Raw genomic sequence first — 15,254 nt, 5'->3', positions numbered from 1 at the left:
CTCAGTTCTTCGCTACGCCCTCGGCCGCGCCACCCAGATCCCGGCGATAATCACCAATCCACCGAGCGCCTGAACGAGCGATACGGGTTCACCCAGCAGCACCCAGGCAAAGCCGGCTGCGGCGATGGCTTCGAGGAAGATCACCAGCGATGAGAAGGTCGTCGGCAGTCTGCCGAGCGCGACCGACAGCAGGCCCTGTCCGCCGGCATGGCTGACAAAGGCGAGCGCAAAGAGCACGCCCCAGCCGAGCGTGGTTTTCGGCAGGATGTTGCCCTCGATCGCCACGGCGCAAACCAGCAGGATAGCAACCGCCACTACGCTCATCTCGAAGGTGACACGCGCGGCACCCGTGCCTTTGCGCGCAGCGCCCACTGCCAGGAAATAGAGCCCGAAGAACACGCCGGTGCCGATGCCGAGCGCATCACCCAGCGCATGCGCCGGATTGAGCGCCAGGCTCTGGGCTACGAGTGCCGCACCACCGACGAGGCAGAGTCCGAGGCCCGCAAGCGTGCTCTTTTCGGCCTTGTGCCTGAACAGCAGCCAGCCGAACACCACCACCCACAGCGGCGCCATCGTCGCGAAAAACGTGGCATTGGCGATGCTGGTCTGCATGATGGCAAGATGCCAGAGCAGGAGATCTCCCGCGAAAGACACACCCGCCAGCACGATCGGCAGCGACCAACTCCTGGCAGGCGCTGCAGGGTTCTGCCTTTCTTCGCCGCGCATCCACATATAGAGGATCGGCAGGGCCAGGAAGACGCGCCAGAACGCGCTGGCCAGCGGCCCAACATCGGCAAACCGCACAAGGCTAGGCGAAATGCTCATGGCAAGTGCCGCCGCAATCATAGCAACGATGCCGGTAGCGAGATCCGATTTTCGTCGGGCGTGGTCGATTGTGGTTTCGGACATAGGGCCTGACTGGAAAATGCAATCGCTACGTGGTCGCGCGGCTTTGCGGGACAATGGGATACGCTAGCGTCTACCGCGATGCGCCGGGCAAAGGCAAGGAGCTACGAAGCAATCGTTGTTCGCCCGTACTGACAAAATGATCTTGTACGGGCAGTATGAGCTTATTGCGCCGTCTGGGAGAGATTGCCGTGTTTGAGAGATTTCTATCCGAATTTGTCCTGGACAGTTCCGAGCCGCAGGTAATCATTCCACCCGCGCAGATCTCTGAAGGCCTAAAGGAGCTTTTCTCTGCGTTTGGTGGTCGATCGTTCAACACTGGCCTTTATCGTGTCATCAACCCCACTGATTTGCCGATATGGCAGGCCCGCATCCACTCCGCTTTTCCAGAGTTTGCCGGGCGCATTGTTTGTTTTGGATATGATTGGCTGGGACGGGCATTTGCAGTTGATACTCAACGGCTGGAGGACGGCGAGCCTGGTGTGGTGCTTTTCGAGCCAGGCACTGGTGAGGCCCTTGAAGTGCCATGCGATCTCAAGACGTTTCACAACGTGGAACTGATCGAGGAGAGCGATGCTGCCTTGGCCTCAAGCTTTTACGAGCGCTGGTTGGCGGCGGGTGGTAGCGCGCCGTCTCATCACAAATGTGTCGGCTACAAGGTTCCTTTGTTCCTTGGTGGTAGGGACAGTATTGAGAATTTCGAAATTTCCGATCTCGATGTCTATTGGAACCTGATGGCCCAACTGATCGAACAAACCAGAGGCTTGCCAGTAGGCAGCAAGGTGGTCGTTTAATAATCGACTAGGTCGCTCGCAGCTCAACCGTCATGAGCGATTGTAGCCTGGCGAGCTGATATTTCCGGAACAGCCCGAATGCCTGCTCGGATGCCGCCTCCTGCCATGGAGAACGACCGGTGCTCAGCGCTCGTGTTGCGTCTTGGTTACCGTAACGTACTTGTATTCCGGATCCTTTGCGTGATCGCTGTCCGCGGGTCGTCGTGCAAACTCCTTTGGCACGAGACAGGCTCATGGCTTTTAAGGTGGGGAGGGATTCATCGATGCCGAACACACGTGGTTTTTGGGGATGGGCCGTGTTGGTCGCCTGTCTTACATTCGCAGGCGCCGTCAGGGCGGATACGATCAGTTATGCCGATGCAGTCACCGTCCTCGCCAAGGATTGTGGTTCCGACATCAAGAAGCTCTGCAAGGGTCTCAATCTTGGCAACGGAGCAATCCAGAGCTGCCTCGAACAGAAGGCCGCCAAGGTGTCGCCGACATGCACGGCGTCGCTTGCCAGCGTCGTGACGTCGATCGGGCAGCGACAGGCGGCCCAGACGAACTATGCCAAGATCTGCAGACACGCCATTGCCCAGCGTTGCAAGGGCATGCGGGGCGACGGCAACATTCTCGGCTGCCTGATCAAATCGACGAAGCACATCAGCGATGAGTGCAACCAGGCAATCACAGATGCGGGATGGCGGTGAGCCATGGACGGGAGCAAGACAATGAAGAAATACATTCGCGCGCTTGGTGGTGCGGCCCTGGCTCTGAGCATCGTTGCCCTGCCCGGCCTCGCCGCTACGCAGGAGCTTAGTCGCCAACAGATCGTGACGACGCTGGGACGGGTCACGAATAATGCGCCCGCCATCGATGTCGTGGTCCTCGCGCAGGAGGCTGAAGCCAATGTCGGCAAGGGTGTCGCCAACCTGCCGGATTATGCCAACCTGGCGAAGCTATCGCAGCTGGTTGTCGAGATAAACTTCGAGAACGATTCGGTCGCCATGGAGCCCGTATCGTATCGGACAATCGGCCTGATTGCCGATGCGCTTCACCACCCCAACCTGTTTCGCTACAAGTTCCTGGTGGTCGGCCATAGCAGCTCGACGGGCGATGCGTTGCATAATCTCAAGCTTAGCCAGCAACGCGCCGACGCGATCCGGGTGGCGCTGGCGACAACCTTCGCAGTTCCAGCAGACCGCCTGTTCTCAGTCGGCGTGGGGCAAGAATGGCCGATCGATCCCGCCAATCCGAAGGGCGCGATCAATCGCAGAGTCAACTTGATCAATCTCGGCATCGTGAAGTGATGCAGCTAGCATCCGCGTGAGAAAAGCGGATGCTAGGCGAGTTCCTCGACCGGATCCCTGGCGCTGATCGCGCCGCCACGCAGCCGGCCGGCATCGCGCGCCGGCGGCGTTCCAAACAGCCGGGTGTATTCCCGGCTGAACTGCGTGGCGCTTTCATAGCCGACCGAGAAGGCGACGCGCGCCACATCGCCCGCCTCGGCGATCAGCCGGCGGCGGGCGACGTGGAGCCTGAGCCGCTTCTGGTACTGGACCGGGCTCATCGCCGTCACCGCCTTGAAGTGGCGATGGAACGCCGATGCACTCATGCAGGCATGGGCGGCGAGATCCTCGACCTGGAAGGGTTCGGCGAGATTGTCGCGAATCCAGCCGATCGCCCGGCGCACCTGGGCGAGGCGGCTGTCGCCGGTGGCGAGCTGGCGCAGCATGCCGCCGCAGGGGCCACCGAGGAGGCGATAGATAATCTCGCGCTCGATCAGCGGGCCGAGCACGGCAATGTCTTTCGGCGAGTCGAGCAGGCGCAGCAGCCTCAGCCATGAATCGAGCAACTCCGGCGTTACCGACGAAATACCGAAGCCGGAGCCGGGCTCGGTCGATGCCGCAGGCGCATTGTCGTTCATGCTGAGAAGGACATCCGAGATGAGCGTTGCGTCGAACCTCAGCGTGATCGAAAGATAGGGCCGTCCAGGCCCGTCACGATAGACTTCGCCGGTCGCCGGTACGTCGATCGTGGAGATAAAGTAACTCGGTTGGTCGTAATGCAGCGCCCTGTCGCCGATCAGGATGCATTTGGCGCCTTGCAGGATCAGGCAGATCATCGGCTCGCAGAAGGCGGGCACCGGACCGGCCTCGCAGTGGTCGCAGCGGGAAATGACGACGCGCGGGATCGCTGTTTCCGTTTCGCGACTTCTCGCATGCGTGAGTGCCAGTTGGCGCAATTCCGTGATCGTGTCTTGCATGAACATAAGATGGCAATCGCAGCTTTGCTGGTCAAGCGCCACCCGATCCTTGGGAGAAGATCAGGCAGGATTGGGCAGGAATCCGCCACGATCCGGCTCACACCCCCGCGCCATAACGCACCATTTTCCGCTTCGTCTTCAACAGGAGTACGGACAATGACGACGACAAAAACAGCGCTGGTCACTGGCGCCAACAGAGGCATCGGCCATGAAATCGCCCGACAGCTCGCCGAAGCGGGCCACGAAGTCTGGCTGGGCTGCCGCGACGAGAAACGGGGAGAAGAGGCTGCGGCAAAGCTTCGGGCGCTTGGCCTCAAGGCCCATGTGCTGCCGCTCGATGTCACCGACGATGCGAGCGTTGCGCAAGCCGCGAAATCCCTCGCGGCCCAGACCGGGAAGCTCGACGTGCTGGTCAACAATGCCGGCATCGCCCAAGGCTTCGACAATGCCCCGGCCGACGAGCCGATCGCCAATGTGAAGCAGGTCTACGAGGTCAACGTCTTCGGGCCCATCCGCGTGACGCAGGCCTTCATCCCGCTGCTCAAGGCGGCGTCAGGCGCCCAGGTGGTGATGATCAGCAGCGAACTCGGATCGATTTCCGCTTTGCTCGATACCGGCAGCGAGTTCTACGGGGTCAATGCATTGGGTTACAACAGCTCGAAGACGGCGCTTAATGCAGCCGTGATTTCATTCGCGAAAGCGCTCGAGCCGCATGGCATCAAGGTCAACGCCGTCGATCCCGGCTTTACAGCCACTGATATGAATGGCGGACAAGGCTACCGCAGCGTGGCGCAGGCGGCCGAGATTCCCATTGCGCTTGCCAACGACAGGATGAACGGCGTTACCGCCGCCTTCCTCAATCACAATGGCACGCTGGGTTGGTAGGGTCAGAAGCAGAAGTTCGGCGCGTCAATGCGCGCCGGTCTTCTCCAGCCGTTCCAGCACATCGACCAAGGTTCGGCGAAAGTGGTGAGGTGCTCGGGCTGGGCTCGATTTTCGCAGCACTCGATCCCGCCAACGAGTTCTATGCCAACAATTTTCTTGGCCATAACAGTTCAAAGACGGCGCTCAATGCGGTGACCGTTTCCATGGCCAAGACATGCGAGCCGTGGGGCATCAAGGTCAATGCCGTCGATCCTGGCTATACGGCCACTGACATGAATGGCGGCACAGGCTACAGAACAGTCGAGCAGGCTGCCGAGGTCGCAGTCAAACTTGCTCAAGCTGGCATCGATGGCCCAACCGCCGGCTTCTTCAATCACAACGGCGTCGTGGCCTGGTAAGGGCACGGGTTGGCCAGCCGACTTCGCATCATCCTGGCTAGCACAATGCCGGCCGGGATGATGCGACCTTGACGGCATCTCTCAAAAGTGCAAAGAGACAGACCTGTCTCACCTTTTCGGGAAACGTCATGCCGCCAGCCAGTGGAAATTCAGACAAACGTCAGCAGATCGTTGAAACAGCTTATTGCCTGTTCAAGCGCGACGGCTTTCATGCCACGGGCATCGACCGGATCATTGCCGAGGCTGATGTGGCGAAGATGACTATGTACCGGCATTTTCCCAGCAAGGATGGGCTGATCTTGGCGGTGCTCGATTGGCGTGCCGAGCGCTTCGAGCGGCAACTGCTGCAATTGGTCGAAGGAGCGGGGCCGCCGCAACAGAAGGTCGAGGCGCTCTTCGACTGGTATGAGCGCTGGTTCCGAAGCGACGATTTTTACGGCTGCCTATTTGCCCATGCCATTGCTGAATATGGCGCGCCGTCACATTTGATCTTCAAGGCGGCGACGCAGCAGAAGCTGCGAATGCGGGCGTGTCTGCTTGCTCTTCTGCAAAGCGCTGGTTTCGGCGAGCGCGCCGCGACTCTGGCCACGACACTGCTGATGCTGATCGAGGGCGCGACGCTGCTTGCCCAGATCGGCGAGGGCGAAATGGCAATCCGCGATGCGAAGCTGGCCGCACGCGAGCTTATGGGTGAAGAGGCGACAGCGACATGAGCGCGACAGTGATCGCTCTGGCCCTGTTTGCGGCGCTGTTGCATGCGGGATGGAACGCCCTGTTGCGCACCGGCGGCGACCGGCTGTGGACGGTGACGGTCATGAGCTTCGCCAGCACCGTGGTTTCGCTGCCGCTGGTGATGATCTATCCGTTGCCGGCGTCGCCCGCCTGGCTGTTCATTTTGCTCTCCGCCTGCCTGCAGGTCGGCTACAGTGTTTTCCTTGTCGCTGCTTATCGCTATGGCGAGCTCGGCCAGGTCTATCCCATCGTCCGTGGCACAGTGCCGCTGCTTGTCACATCAGGTGGTTTTCTGATCGCCGGTGACAAGGTCACGGGCCTGCAAATGGTCGGTGTCGCACTCGTGGCCATCGGCATTGCCAGCCTGTCGCTGGGCAAGGGGAGGGCGGCGGGCATATCGATCCTGTTCGCGCTTCTGACCGGTGCGATCATCGCCGGCTATGCGACCGTAGATGCAATCGGTGTGCGCCAGTCAGGTCATGCCACCGCTTACACCGCATGGGTGCTGCTGCTTTACGGTCTTCTGTTGCCGACAGCCTTCATGCTGATGCGCGGGCCACTTCGTGTCGATCTAAAGGCGGCTGAAACTTGGAAGGCGTTTGCCGGCGGCGTGGTGGCGATGCTTGCCTATGGGGTGGTGGTGGCGGCTTTTTCGCTTGGCCCGGCCGGCCCGATTACCGCGCTCAGGGAAACCAGCGTGGTGTTTGCGGCGCTTATCGGCTGGCTGCTCTTATCGGAGGCGATGACGAAGCGGCGCATCGCGGCCTGCCTGATTGTCGCCATCGGGGCTATCTGCCTCGGCTGGAAAATCTGAGACCGGCGCATTCCTCAATGCTGGCCGATCTTCTCCAGCACATCAACGAAAGATTTCGCGAAATTGGTGAGATGCTCGGCTTGGCCCTCGGCGGCTTCGACCTTGGTTTCCAGCGCGTCGTCGGACAGAAACACGAAAACGAGCTTCTGTTCGTGCGATCCGGCATAGGCGAGGCGCACGGCGGCGACGCGGCCCTTGCCGTCTGGCTTGTCGCCGTGTGGCAGTTCGAAAAGGAACTCGCCGTCGAGCGGCATGATCGCGGCCTTGACGGCATCGCTGAACACGGGATGGGTTTCGAGCAGCAGTTCCAGCGCCAGCCCGAGTTCGATGAATTCCACCGGCGCGGCTTTGCCGGCCTGCGGCGCGGATACAGATTTCGGCGCTTTGCCGAGATGCTTTTCGGGCGTCTGCATTGTGCTGTTCTCCAGTTCGCGACCCCCCGCTTATGGTTAACTCTAGGACAAACCTAGGCAATTGTGAGGCGAGGCGGTTCTCGGGCTGGTCGCGCGCTACATGCCACAGCCCAAATTGGCCTGTTGGAGCCCCGAAATGCACCCAAAAGAGGTCCGCATTTTCCGACGCCATTCAGCCCTTGAACTTGACATCGCGCTTTTATCCGTGCTCGCTCCGGTCATACTTTGATGATGTTTTGGAGCAGCAATCGGATGTTGAAAACGGAGTTGTGGCAAAACCTATCGACCTGCGCGCTGTTTTCCACCGAGGCCATTGCCCGCAACCGCGAGGCAGCGTATTTCGACATGATTGGCAAATAAGCATGGTCGCCCAGAGGTATAGATGACCGTCCGGTATGAACGTCCCGTTTCCCGCTCGGCCTATCTCGCCCGCAGGCTGGCACTGCTCGCCTTCGTGATGTTCGTGCTGGCCTGGATACTGCACCGCTTCGGGCCGCTCGAAACGCCTTATTTTCTGGCGATCGGCTTGGTGGCCGGCGGGCTGTCGGCAATGGCACTCTATCTTGCAATGCTGGGCTTCATCATGCTCTGGACCAAGGGCGCCCGCGGCGGCAAGGCGTCGGCGCAAACTCTGGTGCTGGTCGTCCTGCCTTTGCTGCCGGTGGTGATGGGCGCGTCGAGCTATGTGTCGCTGCCTGAGCTTTACGATATCAGCAGTGATCTCGTCGATCCGCCGAAATGGATCGATGAGGTGCAAGCCGACCAATCCTGGCTCGGCGCCCGGCCACCCGCGGCCGCAAAGGAGCGCGAGGCGCAGATGATCGCCTATCGCGACGTCACCGGCCGCCGCTACGAAGGCGCGCTCGACCGCGTCTACACGGCAGCGCTCAAGGTTGCCCAGGACACCGGCATCACGGTCACCGACGAACGCGGAGCGCCGGACGCCAATCTTCTTGAAGTGCCCATACCCGCTTCCAAGAACCCCAATGAGGCCGTGCCGGATGCGCTTGATAATGTCCCCATTCCGCTGCCGCGACCGGACAATGAAATCACCGAGGGCGAGGAATATCCGGTCGGTGACGCCTATATTCAGGGCGTGCATCGCACGCTGGTCTTCGGCTTTCGCCAGGACGTGGTGATCCGGCTGCGCGAGGAGGCGGAGACGACGCTGGTCGATATCAGGGTCGAGACCCGCTACGGCCGCCATGATCTCGGCTCGGGCGCGGCCTTCATCACAAGATATTTGCGGGCGCTGGACGCCGAATTGCTGGGTATTGCCGGCAGATGAGAAATGTCAGGCGGCGCGGGGTACCTGTCTTGCGCTATGCATCTCGGCTGCGAGCTGATCCGGCCGTTCGAGCAGGCCGTTGATCGCTCGATAGAAACTCGCCGGTGACGTTGCCCCGCCGATCCGGTCGGAAACGTAGAGGCTGTCCTCCACGAGGCCGGTAAACACCTCGCCATGGACGACAGGCACATGCACCGGCTCGAAACAGCGCAGGAATGCGCCGCCTTTCCAGCTCTTCAGTGCATTCCGGTACTGGCTGACGGCCAAATCGAATTCTTCCCGCTCGCCAAACCCGCCGCAATTCCTGGCGCAGGCACGAACGAAATTGGCTTCCCAGCCCGGCTGCATGGCAATGCCGTGCTGATGGCCGAGCCATTGCTGCACCTGGCCGACGACAGCCGTCAGACCGAGGCTTGCGGAAAACGGAAATCCCTTCATCCAAGGATCGGTGTCGGTGTCGTGGCCGGTCTCCCGGGTGAACTGGTCCTGGGACGCCTTGAGTTTCTTGAGATTATAAAGCGCCGAGGAATTGGCTTCCGGGCAGGCGCCGAAGATCGAGAACGGCCGATTGCAATAGACGAAGGAGCGGCCGAGCGCGGCCGCCTTGAGCGCATTGTCATAATCGACGACCGGATGACCGAAATATGATCCGCCGAACCGCGCCCGCATCCGCTCCAGCAACGGGCGCGACAGCGCCGCATGATAGATCGAAAAGCCCGATGTGATCGAGGCGCCCGCATCGTCCCAACGAAAGGCTCGACGCTGTACAAGTTCAGACGGCATCTCATGGAAGGTACCGGTGAGCGGAATGCGCACATTGTGAATGCGCGATTCCGCACTCACCCACGAATAGCGCGGGTTGTTCCAGGCAAACCCCTCAAGGTCCGGCTTCATGCTTTTGGCGATCTTCAGCGCATCGATGAGGTCGGGGTCGATGAGGTCGTCGTCGCCGACAACGCTGACCCAGTCGCCTGTCGTTGCCGCGACCGACCGTTCCCAGTTCTCCTGCATGGAAAGGGTGCGCTCTTGCGATGGCAAGTATCGTATGCGCGGATCGGCCTCGTGTGCCGCCATGAAGGTGTTCATCACCGAGGCGTCATCGGAATTGTCGGCAAACACGAATTCCACGTCGTCGCGCGGATTGGACAGCAGGAAAGCGATGGTTTCCTTGAAGTATTTCTGGCGGTTGCGCGACGGGACGCAGATGGACAGGACGGGCGTGCTCAAGCCGAAACTCCGGATGGGATGTGCCTGAACCTATGCCGACCGGCTTTCCCGAAGCTTACAGACGTTATGCGGGAAGATAGACGCCAGCCAGCAGCGGTGGGCCTTCGGTGGTGACCACGCCGCGCCCGACGAGATCCTCGAGATGAGCAAGCACCGAGAGCGCCGCCGCACCGTGCAGCCGGCGGTCGGTGTCGCGATAAATCGCCTCGACCATTTCCGGAATATGCCGGTCGCCGGCCTTGATGCGTTCCAGAATCGCCCTCTCACGCATCCGGCGGTGCGTGCGGATGCCGCGACAGAACGAGGCAGGGTCGGTGACCGGTCCGCCATGGCCGGGAAAATAGATCCGGTCGTCCCGCTGCAACAGCACTTCGAGCGAGGCCATGTAATCGGTCATCGAGCCGTCCGGGGGTGCGACGATCGATGTTGCCCAGGCCATGACGTGGTCGGCTGAAAACACCACGCCATCGTCATCGAGCGCAAATGCCGCATGATTGGCGGCATGGCCCGGCGTCAAAAGCGCGGTCAGCGCCCAACCGTCGCCCTCGATCCTCTGGCCGTGAGCGAGCCGAATGTCCGGTATGAAGTCCATATCGGAACTCTCGGCAAACGGATTGACCTCGCCATTGTGCAGCGGCCGGGCCGAGCGATGCGGGCCTTCGGCAATGGTGATCGCGCCGGTTTCGGCTTTCAGGCGTTTCGTCAGCGGCGAATGATCGCGATGCGTATGGCTCACCGCGATATGTGTCACTTCGCGGCCTTTGAGTGTCGCCATCAGCGCCTCGAAATGCGCATCGTTGTCAGGGCCTGGATCGATCACGCAGACCGAACGGTCGCCGACAATGTAGGAGTTGGTGCCGTAGAAAGTGAAAGGCGAGGGGTTGTTGACGGTAATCCGCTGGACGTTCCGCGCCACCGGCACGGCCTCGCCATAGGCGGGTGTAAACTCCCTGTTGAACTCGGCATCCGGCATTGTCACTTGTACTCGATTTCGATGAAGGACATGAATTCCGTGCCGCGGTTGACGACGTTGTGCGTGGCGCCGGCCTCGCGCCGATATGCCGCGCCCTTGGCGATATCGACCTCGCGGTTGCCCGCCTCTTCCTCGATCAGGAACTTGCAGTCCGTCATCGGTACGACGACGTAGCCCATGCCATGGGTGTGCACGCCGGTATCGGCGCCCGGCGCAAAATCCCAGCGGATGATGCGCACCACGGCGTCGTCGAGCAGCAAGGTCGGTTCTGCGGGCGGGCGGGCATTGAATCCGGGCATGTCATTCTCCTGATGCGTTGCACCAGATTTAGAAAGCTTTGCCGCCGCGTCCAGTCAAATGTTGATATCGGTCGGTGAAAGCCGGTGAAGGATGTCTGTGTTTTTTCAAAGACAGACGTTGCCGGGCTGGCAGGCTTTTGCTATGAGCACACCGCGCGGCCCGATCTCTTGTTCGGGCCACCCGCAATGCTGGGGCGTAGCCAAGCGGTAAGGCAGTGGTTTTTGGTACCGCCATCCCTGGTTCGAATCCAGGCGCCCCAGCCATACTAAAATTATGCAGTAATTTCAATCGCTTACGCGTAAATCAATTTTCTGATGTAGGCGATTCTAGGGGAGTGTTTTAGGGCTGCTGCGAGCTAATTCGTCGCATCGGCAATGAAAGCGCTCCTATGGCGTAGATCGACAAAAATTGCCTTCTCGTGTCCCTGCATCACTATCGCGTGGCAGGTGAGAAGATTCACAATCATTTGCGCATGGTGAACTACATCGCTAATCCATCCATGATCGACCGCTTCCCCATCAACGATGTTGTTCGGCTTTCCACGGTGCAGGATACCGCCGCACTTATTGTAAAGCTTCTTGAGGTCGTCTTGCGTCAGGTGTGGCAACTTACTGTCTTCTAAGTGCTTTTGACCGGGCGCAATCTCTGTCACGTCATAGGGCGTGGGGAAGAATTTATCGTAAGCATGCTTCATGTTGTTGATGATGTAGTCGGCAGCATATTGGCCCATTAGCTTCTGAACCTGAACCTTAGAAAGCCCGCCATGAACAATAACGCAACCGATCGCGATTGATTCGCATATCATCCGCAACTGAAGGTATGCTAATTCCCGAGCGATGCGCGCTGGGAGTTTTAATTCGTTGTTTACGCATTGCATAACCACCGAAATCCGATCTGAATTTTCGAACATTAGATCGCGATAAACAACTAGAATCTCTTGTTCATTCTTCGCCAAAGAAACCTCCTACCAAATCTTCGACCACTTTTTGAACGCCGCAACGTCGGCCTTCGTCAGCTTGAACCATTCACCACGCGTTCGCTTATCCGCGAATCTGCGATGCCAGTAGCCTTCTACGCCGGCCGGGTCGTCGGTCAGGATGGAATGCACAAGCTCGATTTCCTGTGGTAGCTCGATCTGGATTTGCCGGCCGCGCTTGTTTAGGGAATTCGTGTAGCCGACCTTATAGTCGGTGCCGTGGCGCTGCATGTAGACATAGCCCAATGATCCTGTCGCTTGCGAGCCATCGAAATCTCTACCCGAAGCCGGCGGCCGCCTGAGCGGGACATAGTTGCTCGCGAGCGTGGCAACTGCATGCTCACCATGGTCGGCCGCATACCTACGAAGGTTGTCCGCGAGATCGCCCATTTTCCATCGAGCGAGGATCGTCTTTGCGCCGGGTGTCTGCCCATGGAGTTCAAAAGTTATGTCACCCGAAGAGGGAAAGCGATCGAGATTCTTGGCGATCTGCATTACCGATTGAAGCAACTCGTCATCAGAAAACGATCCCTGCAACTCATTCGGCGTAAGTCCTGCTTCGATAAGTGCATCGCCCCAGCTTCTCCAAAATTTTCCTTGCCAAAGATGCGGCTTGATCCCGGTTTCAGCTAAAAACCTGTCCCGACTAGGTGCCTTGCCTGTTTCAGAAGCGATCAGCCTGATCTTATCAAGAATGTCCTGCTTGATTTGCTCTTTACTCATGTGATTCTTTCGCTCGTCGTGTGCTCGAACAACGATACAACCCGGTCGCACAAATACAATATCCGGTGGTGAGCAGCTGGCGCATCTGTTGCGAACTGCCAACTGCCGAAACGTTTTTGTTACAGCAGCTTTGTGGCTTAACGGAACTTCGCAATGCGAATTCTCAAATCCCCGACCCGTCGAGCTCTTGGGCGTCTTCGCCCTCCCAAGGAGAGGGCAACGTCATCCGATCGAGATTGGCTGAAGGCATCGGCATCCAGCACTTCAATTCCGGCTCGGCATATTCGATGATCCGGCCCGGCGTGGAGTCAGAAGAGCGCCAGGCTTCTCCGCCGAATTGATCACCATTCGACCAATACGCGAGGTCAACTGCTCCTGGCCCCTGTTCGGACGGACGGATCGTAACAAGGATACGACTGCCGTCCCTCGGTGCGCTTCGCATATGTCGCCAGCGGTCTGGTGCGTCCATCTTTCCCTCCTGTCTTACTACAGGCTGGAGTGTCGCCTCCCGGATTAGAACGGTCAACGCAAACTTTGCACAGAAGCTCAGCCATGACGCCACCACAGCCATGCAGAGAACAGTCCTTTTCGCCTCCGGGCACTGCGGTTCGGCCGAACCTTTAATGGACCAGAGCTTCCGCTCTTGGCGCAAACCGACTGTGACGTCTTGGCGGCTCTTGGCCCGAAACAGTCCTTGTACCGACGATCGGCTTTGCGATCAGGACAAAGGCAGAGTAGTCTGGACTGAGCAATAAATGGCAAGCGACAGCATGGAGGAAAGCATGGGGGACGTATCGATGATGTCTCAGATGACCAGCAAACTCGGCTTTATCGCCGCGCTCGATCAGAGCGGAGGTTCGACACCGGCGGCCCTGCGTATCTATGGCATCGCAGATTCCGACTATGATGGTGAGGAGGCCATGTTTCGCCTGATGCATGAGATGCGCGTCCGTATCATGACGGCCGCCGCATTCTCTGGCGACAAGGTGATCGGTGCCATTTTGTTCGAGCGGACGATGGAGGGTGAGGCGAAGGGCAAGGCGGTCCCATCTTACCTTTGGGAGGATCGCGGCGTGGTGCCTTTCCTCAAAATCGACAAGGGCCTCGCGGCCGAGGAAAACGGGGCGCAAGCCATGAAGCCGATGCCTGAACTCGACGCGCTGCTCGTTCGAGCGGTGAAGAAAGGCATCTTTGGCACCAAAATGCGATCCGTGATCGCCGAGGCCAACACGGTTGGTATCGCGACAGTCGTGAAGCAGCAATTCCAGGTGGCCCGGCAAATTCTCGGCCACGGCCTTGTCCCAATCGTCGAGCCGGAGGTTTCCATCAAGAGCGCAACCAAACGGGAATCTGAGGCGATCCTTCGCGAGGAGATCGCCCGCGAGCTCGATGCCTTGCCGACGGGCGAGAAGGTGATGCTCAAACTCACCATCCCCACGGACGCGGATTTCTACAAGCCTTTGGTGGATCACAAAGCGGTCGCACGTGTCGTGGCCCTGTCCGGCGGCTATAGTCGAAAGGATGCCTGCGAAAAGCTTCGCCACAACCACGGCATGATCGCAAGCTTCTCCAGGGCTTTGACCGAGGATTTGCGCCTTGGAATGAGCGACGCGGACTTCGACGCGAGTCTCGAAAGGACGATCGACGAGATTTATCAGGCGAGTGCAGTGAAAACTTGATTAGTCTTACATCGCTCGCAGGGGAATTGGCGCGACCGCCGCGGGCGACACTTATTTAGAGTCCGATGTCCGCTACTGGCGCGAAACTGCCATCAGATCGAAGCTACAATCTGGTCCAGCCGCTTTTAACTAACCTTCAGGGTGGTCCTGGGCGGCAACTCTTTAAACACCATTTGGCGCGTCCGCCAACGATGGTTCGGGTGTCTGGACGAGCGCATCGGCTCTCATTCCTTCCGGCACGATGTAGACTTCCATATTTTCGCGCGACAATTCCCAGTGCTTGAACACCAGGTCAACGACAGTGTGTTCGTCGTGCGCGTTGATAGCCGCGATGAAGCCGTCGTGATGATCGACCGCCAAACGAAGGCGCTGCCGCATGTCGTCGTTGCGTGGTTGGAAGAATGTGTGCCCAATACGCGCGTGGTCCACGAGGAGGCGTCCGAGGCTTGGCTGGAGATAAACGTTACCGGACATCTCTCCCATGATCTCGTGGAACCTGTTGTTCTCCAGCACCATGGCAAGTGTATCGCCGCTCACGCTCGCTGCGCGAAATTTCTCCTGCGTGTTCTTCAAATCCGACAGTTGCTTTGGTTTGAAATTCTGGACTGCCAGTCGGCCGATCGCCGCGTAGATCATCGGAGCGACGAGGAAGAAATGCCGCATCGTGGCATGGTTCATCGGAATGACCCGCGCGCCTCTGTTTTCGCGGATGTCGATATAGCCTTCGCCTGCCAGGCGACGGAAAATTTCCCGAACCGGTGTCCGTGACAGACCATACTTCTCACTGATGCTGACCTCATCAAGGTCTTCATCCGGATCAAGCTCCATCGTTAGAATCTGACGCTTGAGATCGTCGTAGAGGCTGTTCTTGCCACTCTTCATGTGAATTCTCTCAAAAAAT

Annotated in this window: 19 protein-coding genes and 1 tRNA gene; 10 read left to right on the top strand and 10 right to left on the bottom strand. The window is 59.1% G+C overall.

Annotation, left to right across the window (positions count from 1 at the left end):
- Positions 1-12 precede the first annotated feature (12 nt).
- A complete protein-coding gene (locus ACXHRN_RS17485; protein ID WP_488637583.1) occupies positions 13-909 on the bottom strand; it encodes a DMT family transporter in 897 nt (298 codons plus the stop codon).
- Between the two features lie 188 nt (positions 910-1,097).
- On the opposite strand from ACXHRN_RS17485, the gene ACXHRN_RS17480 reads away from it, so the two are divergent.
- From ACXHRN_RS17480 to ACXHRN_RS17470, 3 genes are all read left to right on the top strand, one after another.
- A complete protein-coding gene (locus ACXHRN_RS17480) occupies positions 1,098-1,700 on the top strand; it encodes a T6SS immunity protein Tdi1 domain-containing protein (RefSeq protein ID WP_488637582.1) in 603 nt (200 codons plus the stop codon).
- A 263-nt stretch (positions 1,701-1,963) separates the two neighbouring features.
- Entirely contained in the window at positions 1,964-2,389 is a 426-nt protein-coding gene (locus tag ACXHRN_RS17475) for a hypothetical protein (RefSeq protein WP_488637581.1), read from the top strand.
- A 21-nt stretch (positions 2,390-2,410) separates the two neighbouring features.
- Entirely contained in the window at positions 2,411-2,989 is a 579-nt protein-coding gene (locus tag ACXHRN_RS17470; protein WP_488637580.1) for an OmpA family protein, read from the top strand.
- A gap of 32 nt (positions 2,990-3,021) precedes the next feature.
- Here the strand turns inward: ACXHRN_RS17470 and ACXHRN_RS17465 are convergent, their stop codons facing one another.
- Positions 3,022-3,945 (bottom strand): AraC family transcriptional regulator, encoded by a 924-nt coding sequence (locus tag ACXHRN_RS17465; protein WP_488641933.1) that lies wholly within the window; start codon positions 3,943-3,945, stop codon positions 3,022-3,024.
- A 156-nt stretch (positions 3,946-4,101) separates the two neighbouring features.
- On the opposite strand from ACXHRN_RS17465, the gene ACXHRN_RS17460 reads away from it, so the two are divergent.
- The 4 genes from ACXHRN_RS17460 (at position 4,102) to ACXHRN_RS17445 (ending at position 6,774) form a co-directional block, all read left to right on the top strand.
- Positions 4,102-4,830: an SDR family oxidoreductase gene (locus ACXHRN_RS17460; protein ID WP_488637579.1), complete on the top strand. Its 729-nt coding sequence runs from the start codon at positions 4,102-4,104 to the stop codon at positions 4,828-4,830.
- Positions 4,831-4,919: 89 nt separating this feature from the next.
- Positions 4,920-5,228 (top strand): SDR family NAD(P)-dependent oxidoreductase, encoded by a 309-nt coding sequence (locus tag ACXHRN_RS17455; protein ID WP_488637578.1) that lies wholly within the window; start codon positions 4,920-4,922, stop codon positions 5,226-5,228.
- A gap of 128 nt (positions 5,229-5,356) precedes the next feature.
- A complete protein-coding gene (locus ACXHRN_RS17450; protein WP_488637577.1) occupies positions 5,357-5,941 on the top strand; it encodes a TetR/AcrR family transcriptional regulator in 585 nt (194 codons plus the stop codon).
- Positions 5,938-6,774: an EamA family transporter gene (locus ACXHRN_RS17445; RefSeq protein ID WP_488637576.1), complete on the top strand. Its 837-nt coding sequence runs from the start codon at positions 5,938-5,940 to the stop codon at positions 6,772-6,774. The genes ACXHRN_RS17450 and ACXHRN_RS17445 overlap by 4 nt, the downstream gene beginning before the upstream one ends.
- 14 nt (positions 6,775-6,788) lie before the next feature.
- Here the strand turns inward: ACXHRN_RS17445 and ACXHRN_RS17440 are convergent, their stop codons facing one another.
- The gene (locus ACXHRN_RS17440; RefSeq protein WP_488637575.1) at positions 6,789-7,187 is read right to left on the bottom strand and encodes a hypothetical protein; all 399 of its coding nucleotides are present in this window, start codon (positions 7,185-7,187) and stop codon (positions 6,789-6,791) included.
- 382 nt (positions 7,188-7,569) lie between these two features.
- Between ACXHRN_RS17440 and ACXHRN_RS17435 the strand changes: the two genes are divergently transcribed.
- Positions 7,570-8,475, top strand: coding sequence for a DUF1499 domain-containing protein (locus tag ACXHRN_RS17435; RefSeq protein WP_488637574.1), 906 nt, complete (start codon positions 7,570-7,572; stop codon positions 8,473-8,475).
- 6 nt (positions 8,476-8,481) lie between these two features.
- Here the strand turns inward: ACXHRN_RS17435 and ACXHRN_RS17430 are convergent, their stop codons facing one another.
- From ACXHRN_RS17430 to ACXHRN_RS17420, 3 genes are all read right to left on the bottom strand, one after another.
- The gene (locus ACXHRN_RS17430) at positions 8,482-9,702 is read right to left on the bottom strand and encodes a glycosyltransferase (protein ID WP_488637573.1); all 1,221 of its coding nucleotides are present in this window, start codon (positions 9,700-9,702) and stop codon (positions 8,482-8,484) included.
- Between the two features lie 64 nt (positions 9,703-9,766).
- The gene (locus ACXHRN_RS17425; RefSeq protein WP_488641932.1) at positions 9,767-10,675 is read right to left on the bottom strand and encodes an MBL fold metallo-hydrolase; all 909 of its coding nucleotides are present in this window, start codon (positions 10,673-10,675) and stop codon (positions 9,767-9,769) included.
- A gap of 2 nt (positions 10,676-10,677) precedes the next feature.
- Positions 10,678-10,974: a cupin domain-containing protein gene (locus ACXHRN_RS17420; protein ID WP_488637572.1), complete on the bottom strand. Its 297-nt coding sequence runs from the start codon at positions 10,972-10,974 to the stop codon at positions 10,678-10,680.
- 190 nt (positions 10,975-11,164) lie between these two features.
- Here ACXHRN_RS17420 and ACXHRN_RS17415 point away from each other — a divergent pair.
- A tRNA-Gln gene (locus ACXHRN_RS17415) sits at positions 11,165-11,238 on the top strand.
- Positions 11,239-11,330: 92 nt separating this feature from the next.
- Here ACXHRN_RS17415 and ACXHRN_RS17410 read toward each other — a convergent pair.
- From ACXHRN_RS17410 to ACXHRN_RS17400, 3 genes are all read right to left on the bottom strand, one after another.
- On the bottom strand, positions 11,331-11,930 hold the full coding sequence (locus ACXHRN_RS17410; protein WP_488637571.1) for a hypothetical protein: 600 nt from the start codon (positions 11,928-11,930) through the stop codon (positions 11,331-11,333).
- A 9-nt stretch (positions 11,931-11,939) separates the two neighbouring features.
- Positions 11,940-12,674 carry a GIY-YIG nuclease family protein gene (locus ACXHRN_RS17405; RefSeq protein WP_488637570.1) on the bottom strand — a complete coding sequence of 245 codons (735 nt, stop codon included), beginning with the start codon at positions 12,672-12,674 and terminating at the stop codon, positions 11,940-11,942.
- A gap of 163 nt (positions 12,675-12,837) precedes the next feature.
- On the bottom strand, positions 12,838-13,143 hold the full coding sequence (locus ACXHRN_RS17400; RefSeq protein WP_488637569.1) for a hypothetical protein: 306 nt from the start codon (positions 13,141-13,143) through the stop codon (positions 12,838-12,840).
- A gap of 313 nt (positions 13,144-13,456) precedes the next feature.
- Between ACXHRN_RS17400 and ACXHRN_RS17395 the strand changes: the two genes are divergently transcribed.
- On the top strand, positions 13,457-14,353 hold the full coding sequence (locus ACXHRN_RS17395; RefSeq protein WP_488641931.1) for a fructose bisphosphate aldolase: 897 nt from the start codon (positions 13,457-13,459) through the stop codon (positions 14,351-14,353).
- A 162-nt stretch (positions 14,354-14,515) separates the two neighbouring features.
- Here ACXHRN_RS17395 and ACXHRN_RS17390 read toward each other — a convergent pair whose 3' ends face one another.
- Positions 14,516-15,235, bottom strand: coding sequence for a GntR family transcriptional regulator (locus ACXHRN_RS17390; RefSeq protein ID WP_488637568.1), 720 nt, complete (start codon positions 15,233-15,235; stop codon positions 14,516-14,518).
- Positions 15,236-15,254 lie beyond the last annotated feature (19 nt).

Source organism: Shinella sp. OV683 (genome assembly GCF_057787725.1).
This window is presented reverse-complemented; position numbering and strand designations above follow the sequence as displayed.

Bases quoted from the DNA above. Each gene is read 5' to 3' on its own strand.
- ACXHRN_RS17485 (WP_488637583.1), bottom strand. From the start codon at position 909: ATGTCCGAAACCACAATCGACCACGCCCGACGAAAATCGGATCTCGCT.
- ACXHRN_RS17475 (WP_488637581.1), top strand. From the start codon at position 1,964: ATGCCGAACACACGTGGTTTTTGGGGATGGGCCGTGTTGGTCGCCTGT.
- ACXHRN_RS17470 (WP_488637580.1), top strand. From the start codon at position 2,411: ATGAAGAAATACATTCGCGCGCTTGGTGGTGCGGCCCTGGCTCTGAGC.
- ACXHRN_RS17465 (WP_488641933.1), bottom strand. From the start codon at position 3,945: ATGCAAGACACGATCACGGAATTGCGCCAACTGGCACTCACGCATGCG.
- ACXHRN_RS17460 (WP_488637579.1), top strand. From the start codon at position 4,102: ATGACGACGACAAAAACAGCGCTGGTCACTGGCGCCAACAGAGGCATC.
- ACXHRN_RS17450 (WP_488637577.1), top strand. From the start codon at position 5,357: ATGCCGCCAGCCAGTGGAAATTCAGACAAACGTCAGCAGATCGTTGAA.
- ACXHRN_RS17445 (WP_488637576.1), top strand. From the start codon at position 5,938: ATGAGCGCGACAGTGATCGCTCTGGCCCTGTTTGCGGCGCTGTTGCAT.
- ACXHRN_RS17440 (WP_488637575.1), bottom strand. From the start codon at position 7,187: ATGCAGACGCCCGAAAAGCATCTCGGCAAAGCGCCGAAATCTGTATCC.
- ACXHRN_RS17435 (WP_488637574.1), top strand. From the start codon at position 7,570: ATGACCGTCCGGTATGAACGTCCCGTTTCCCGCTCGGCCTATCTCGCC.
- ACXHRN_RS17425 (WP_488641932.1), bottom strand. From the start codon at position 10,675: ATGCCGGATGCCGAGTTCAACAGGGAGTTTACACCCGCCTATGGCGAG.
- ACXHRN_RS17420 (WP_488637572.1), bottom strand. From the start codon at position 10,974: ATGCCCGGATTCAATGCCCGCCCGCCCGCAGAACCGACCTTGCTGCTC.
- ACXHRN_RS17405 (WP_488637570.1), bottom strand. From the start codon at position 12,674: ATGAGTAAAGAGCAAATCAAGCAGGACATTCTTGATAAGATCAGGCTG.
- ACXHRN_RS17400 (WP_488637569.1), bottom strand. From the start codon at position 13,143: ATGGACGCACCAGACCGCTGGCGACATATGCGAAGCGCACCGAGGGAC.
- ACXHRN_RS17395 (WP_488641931.1), top strand. From the start codon at position 13,457: ATGGGGGACGTATCGATGATGTCTCAGATGACCAGCAAACTCGGCTTT.
- ACXHRN_RS17390 (WP_488637568.1), bottom strand. From the start codon at position 15,235: ATGAAGAGTGGCAAGAACAGCCTCTACGACGATCTCAAGCGTCAGATT.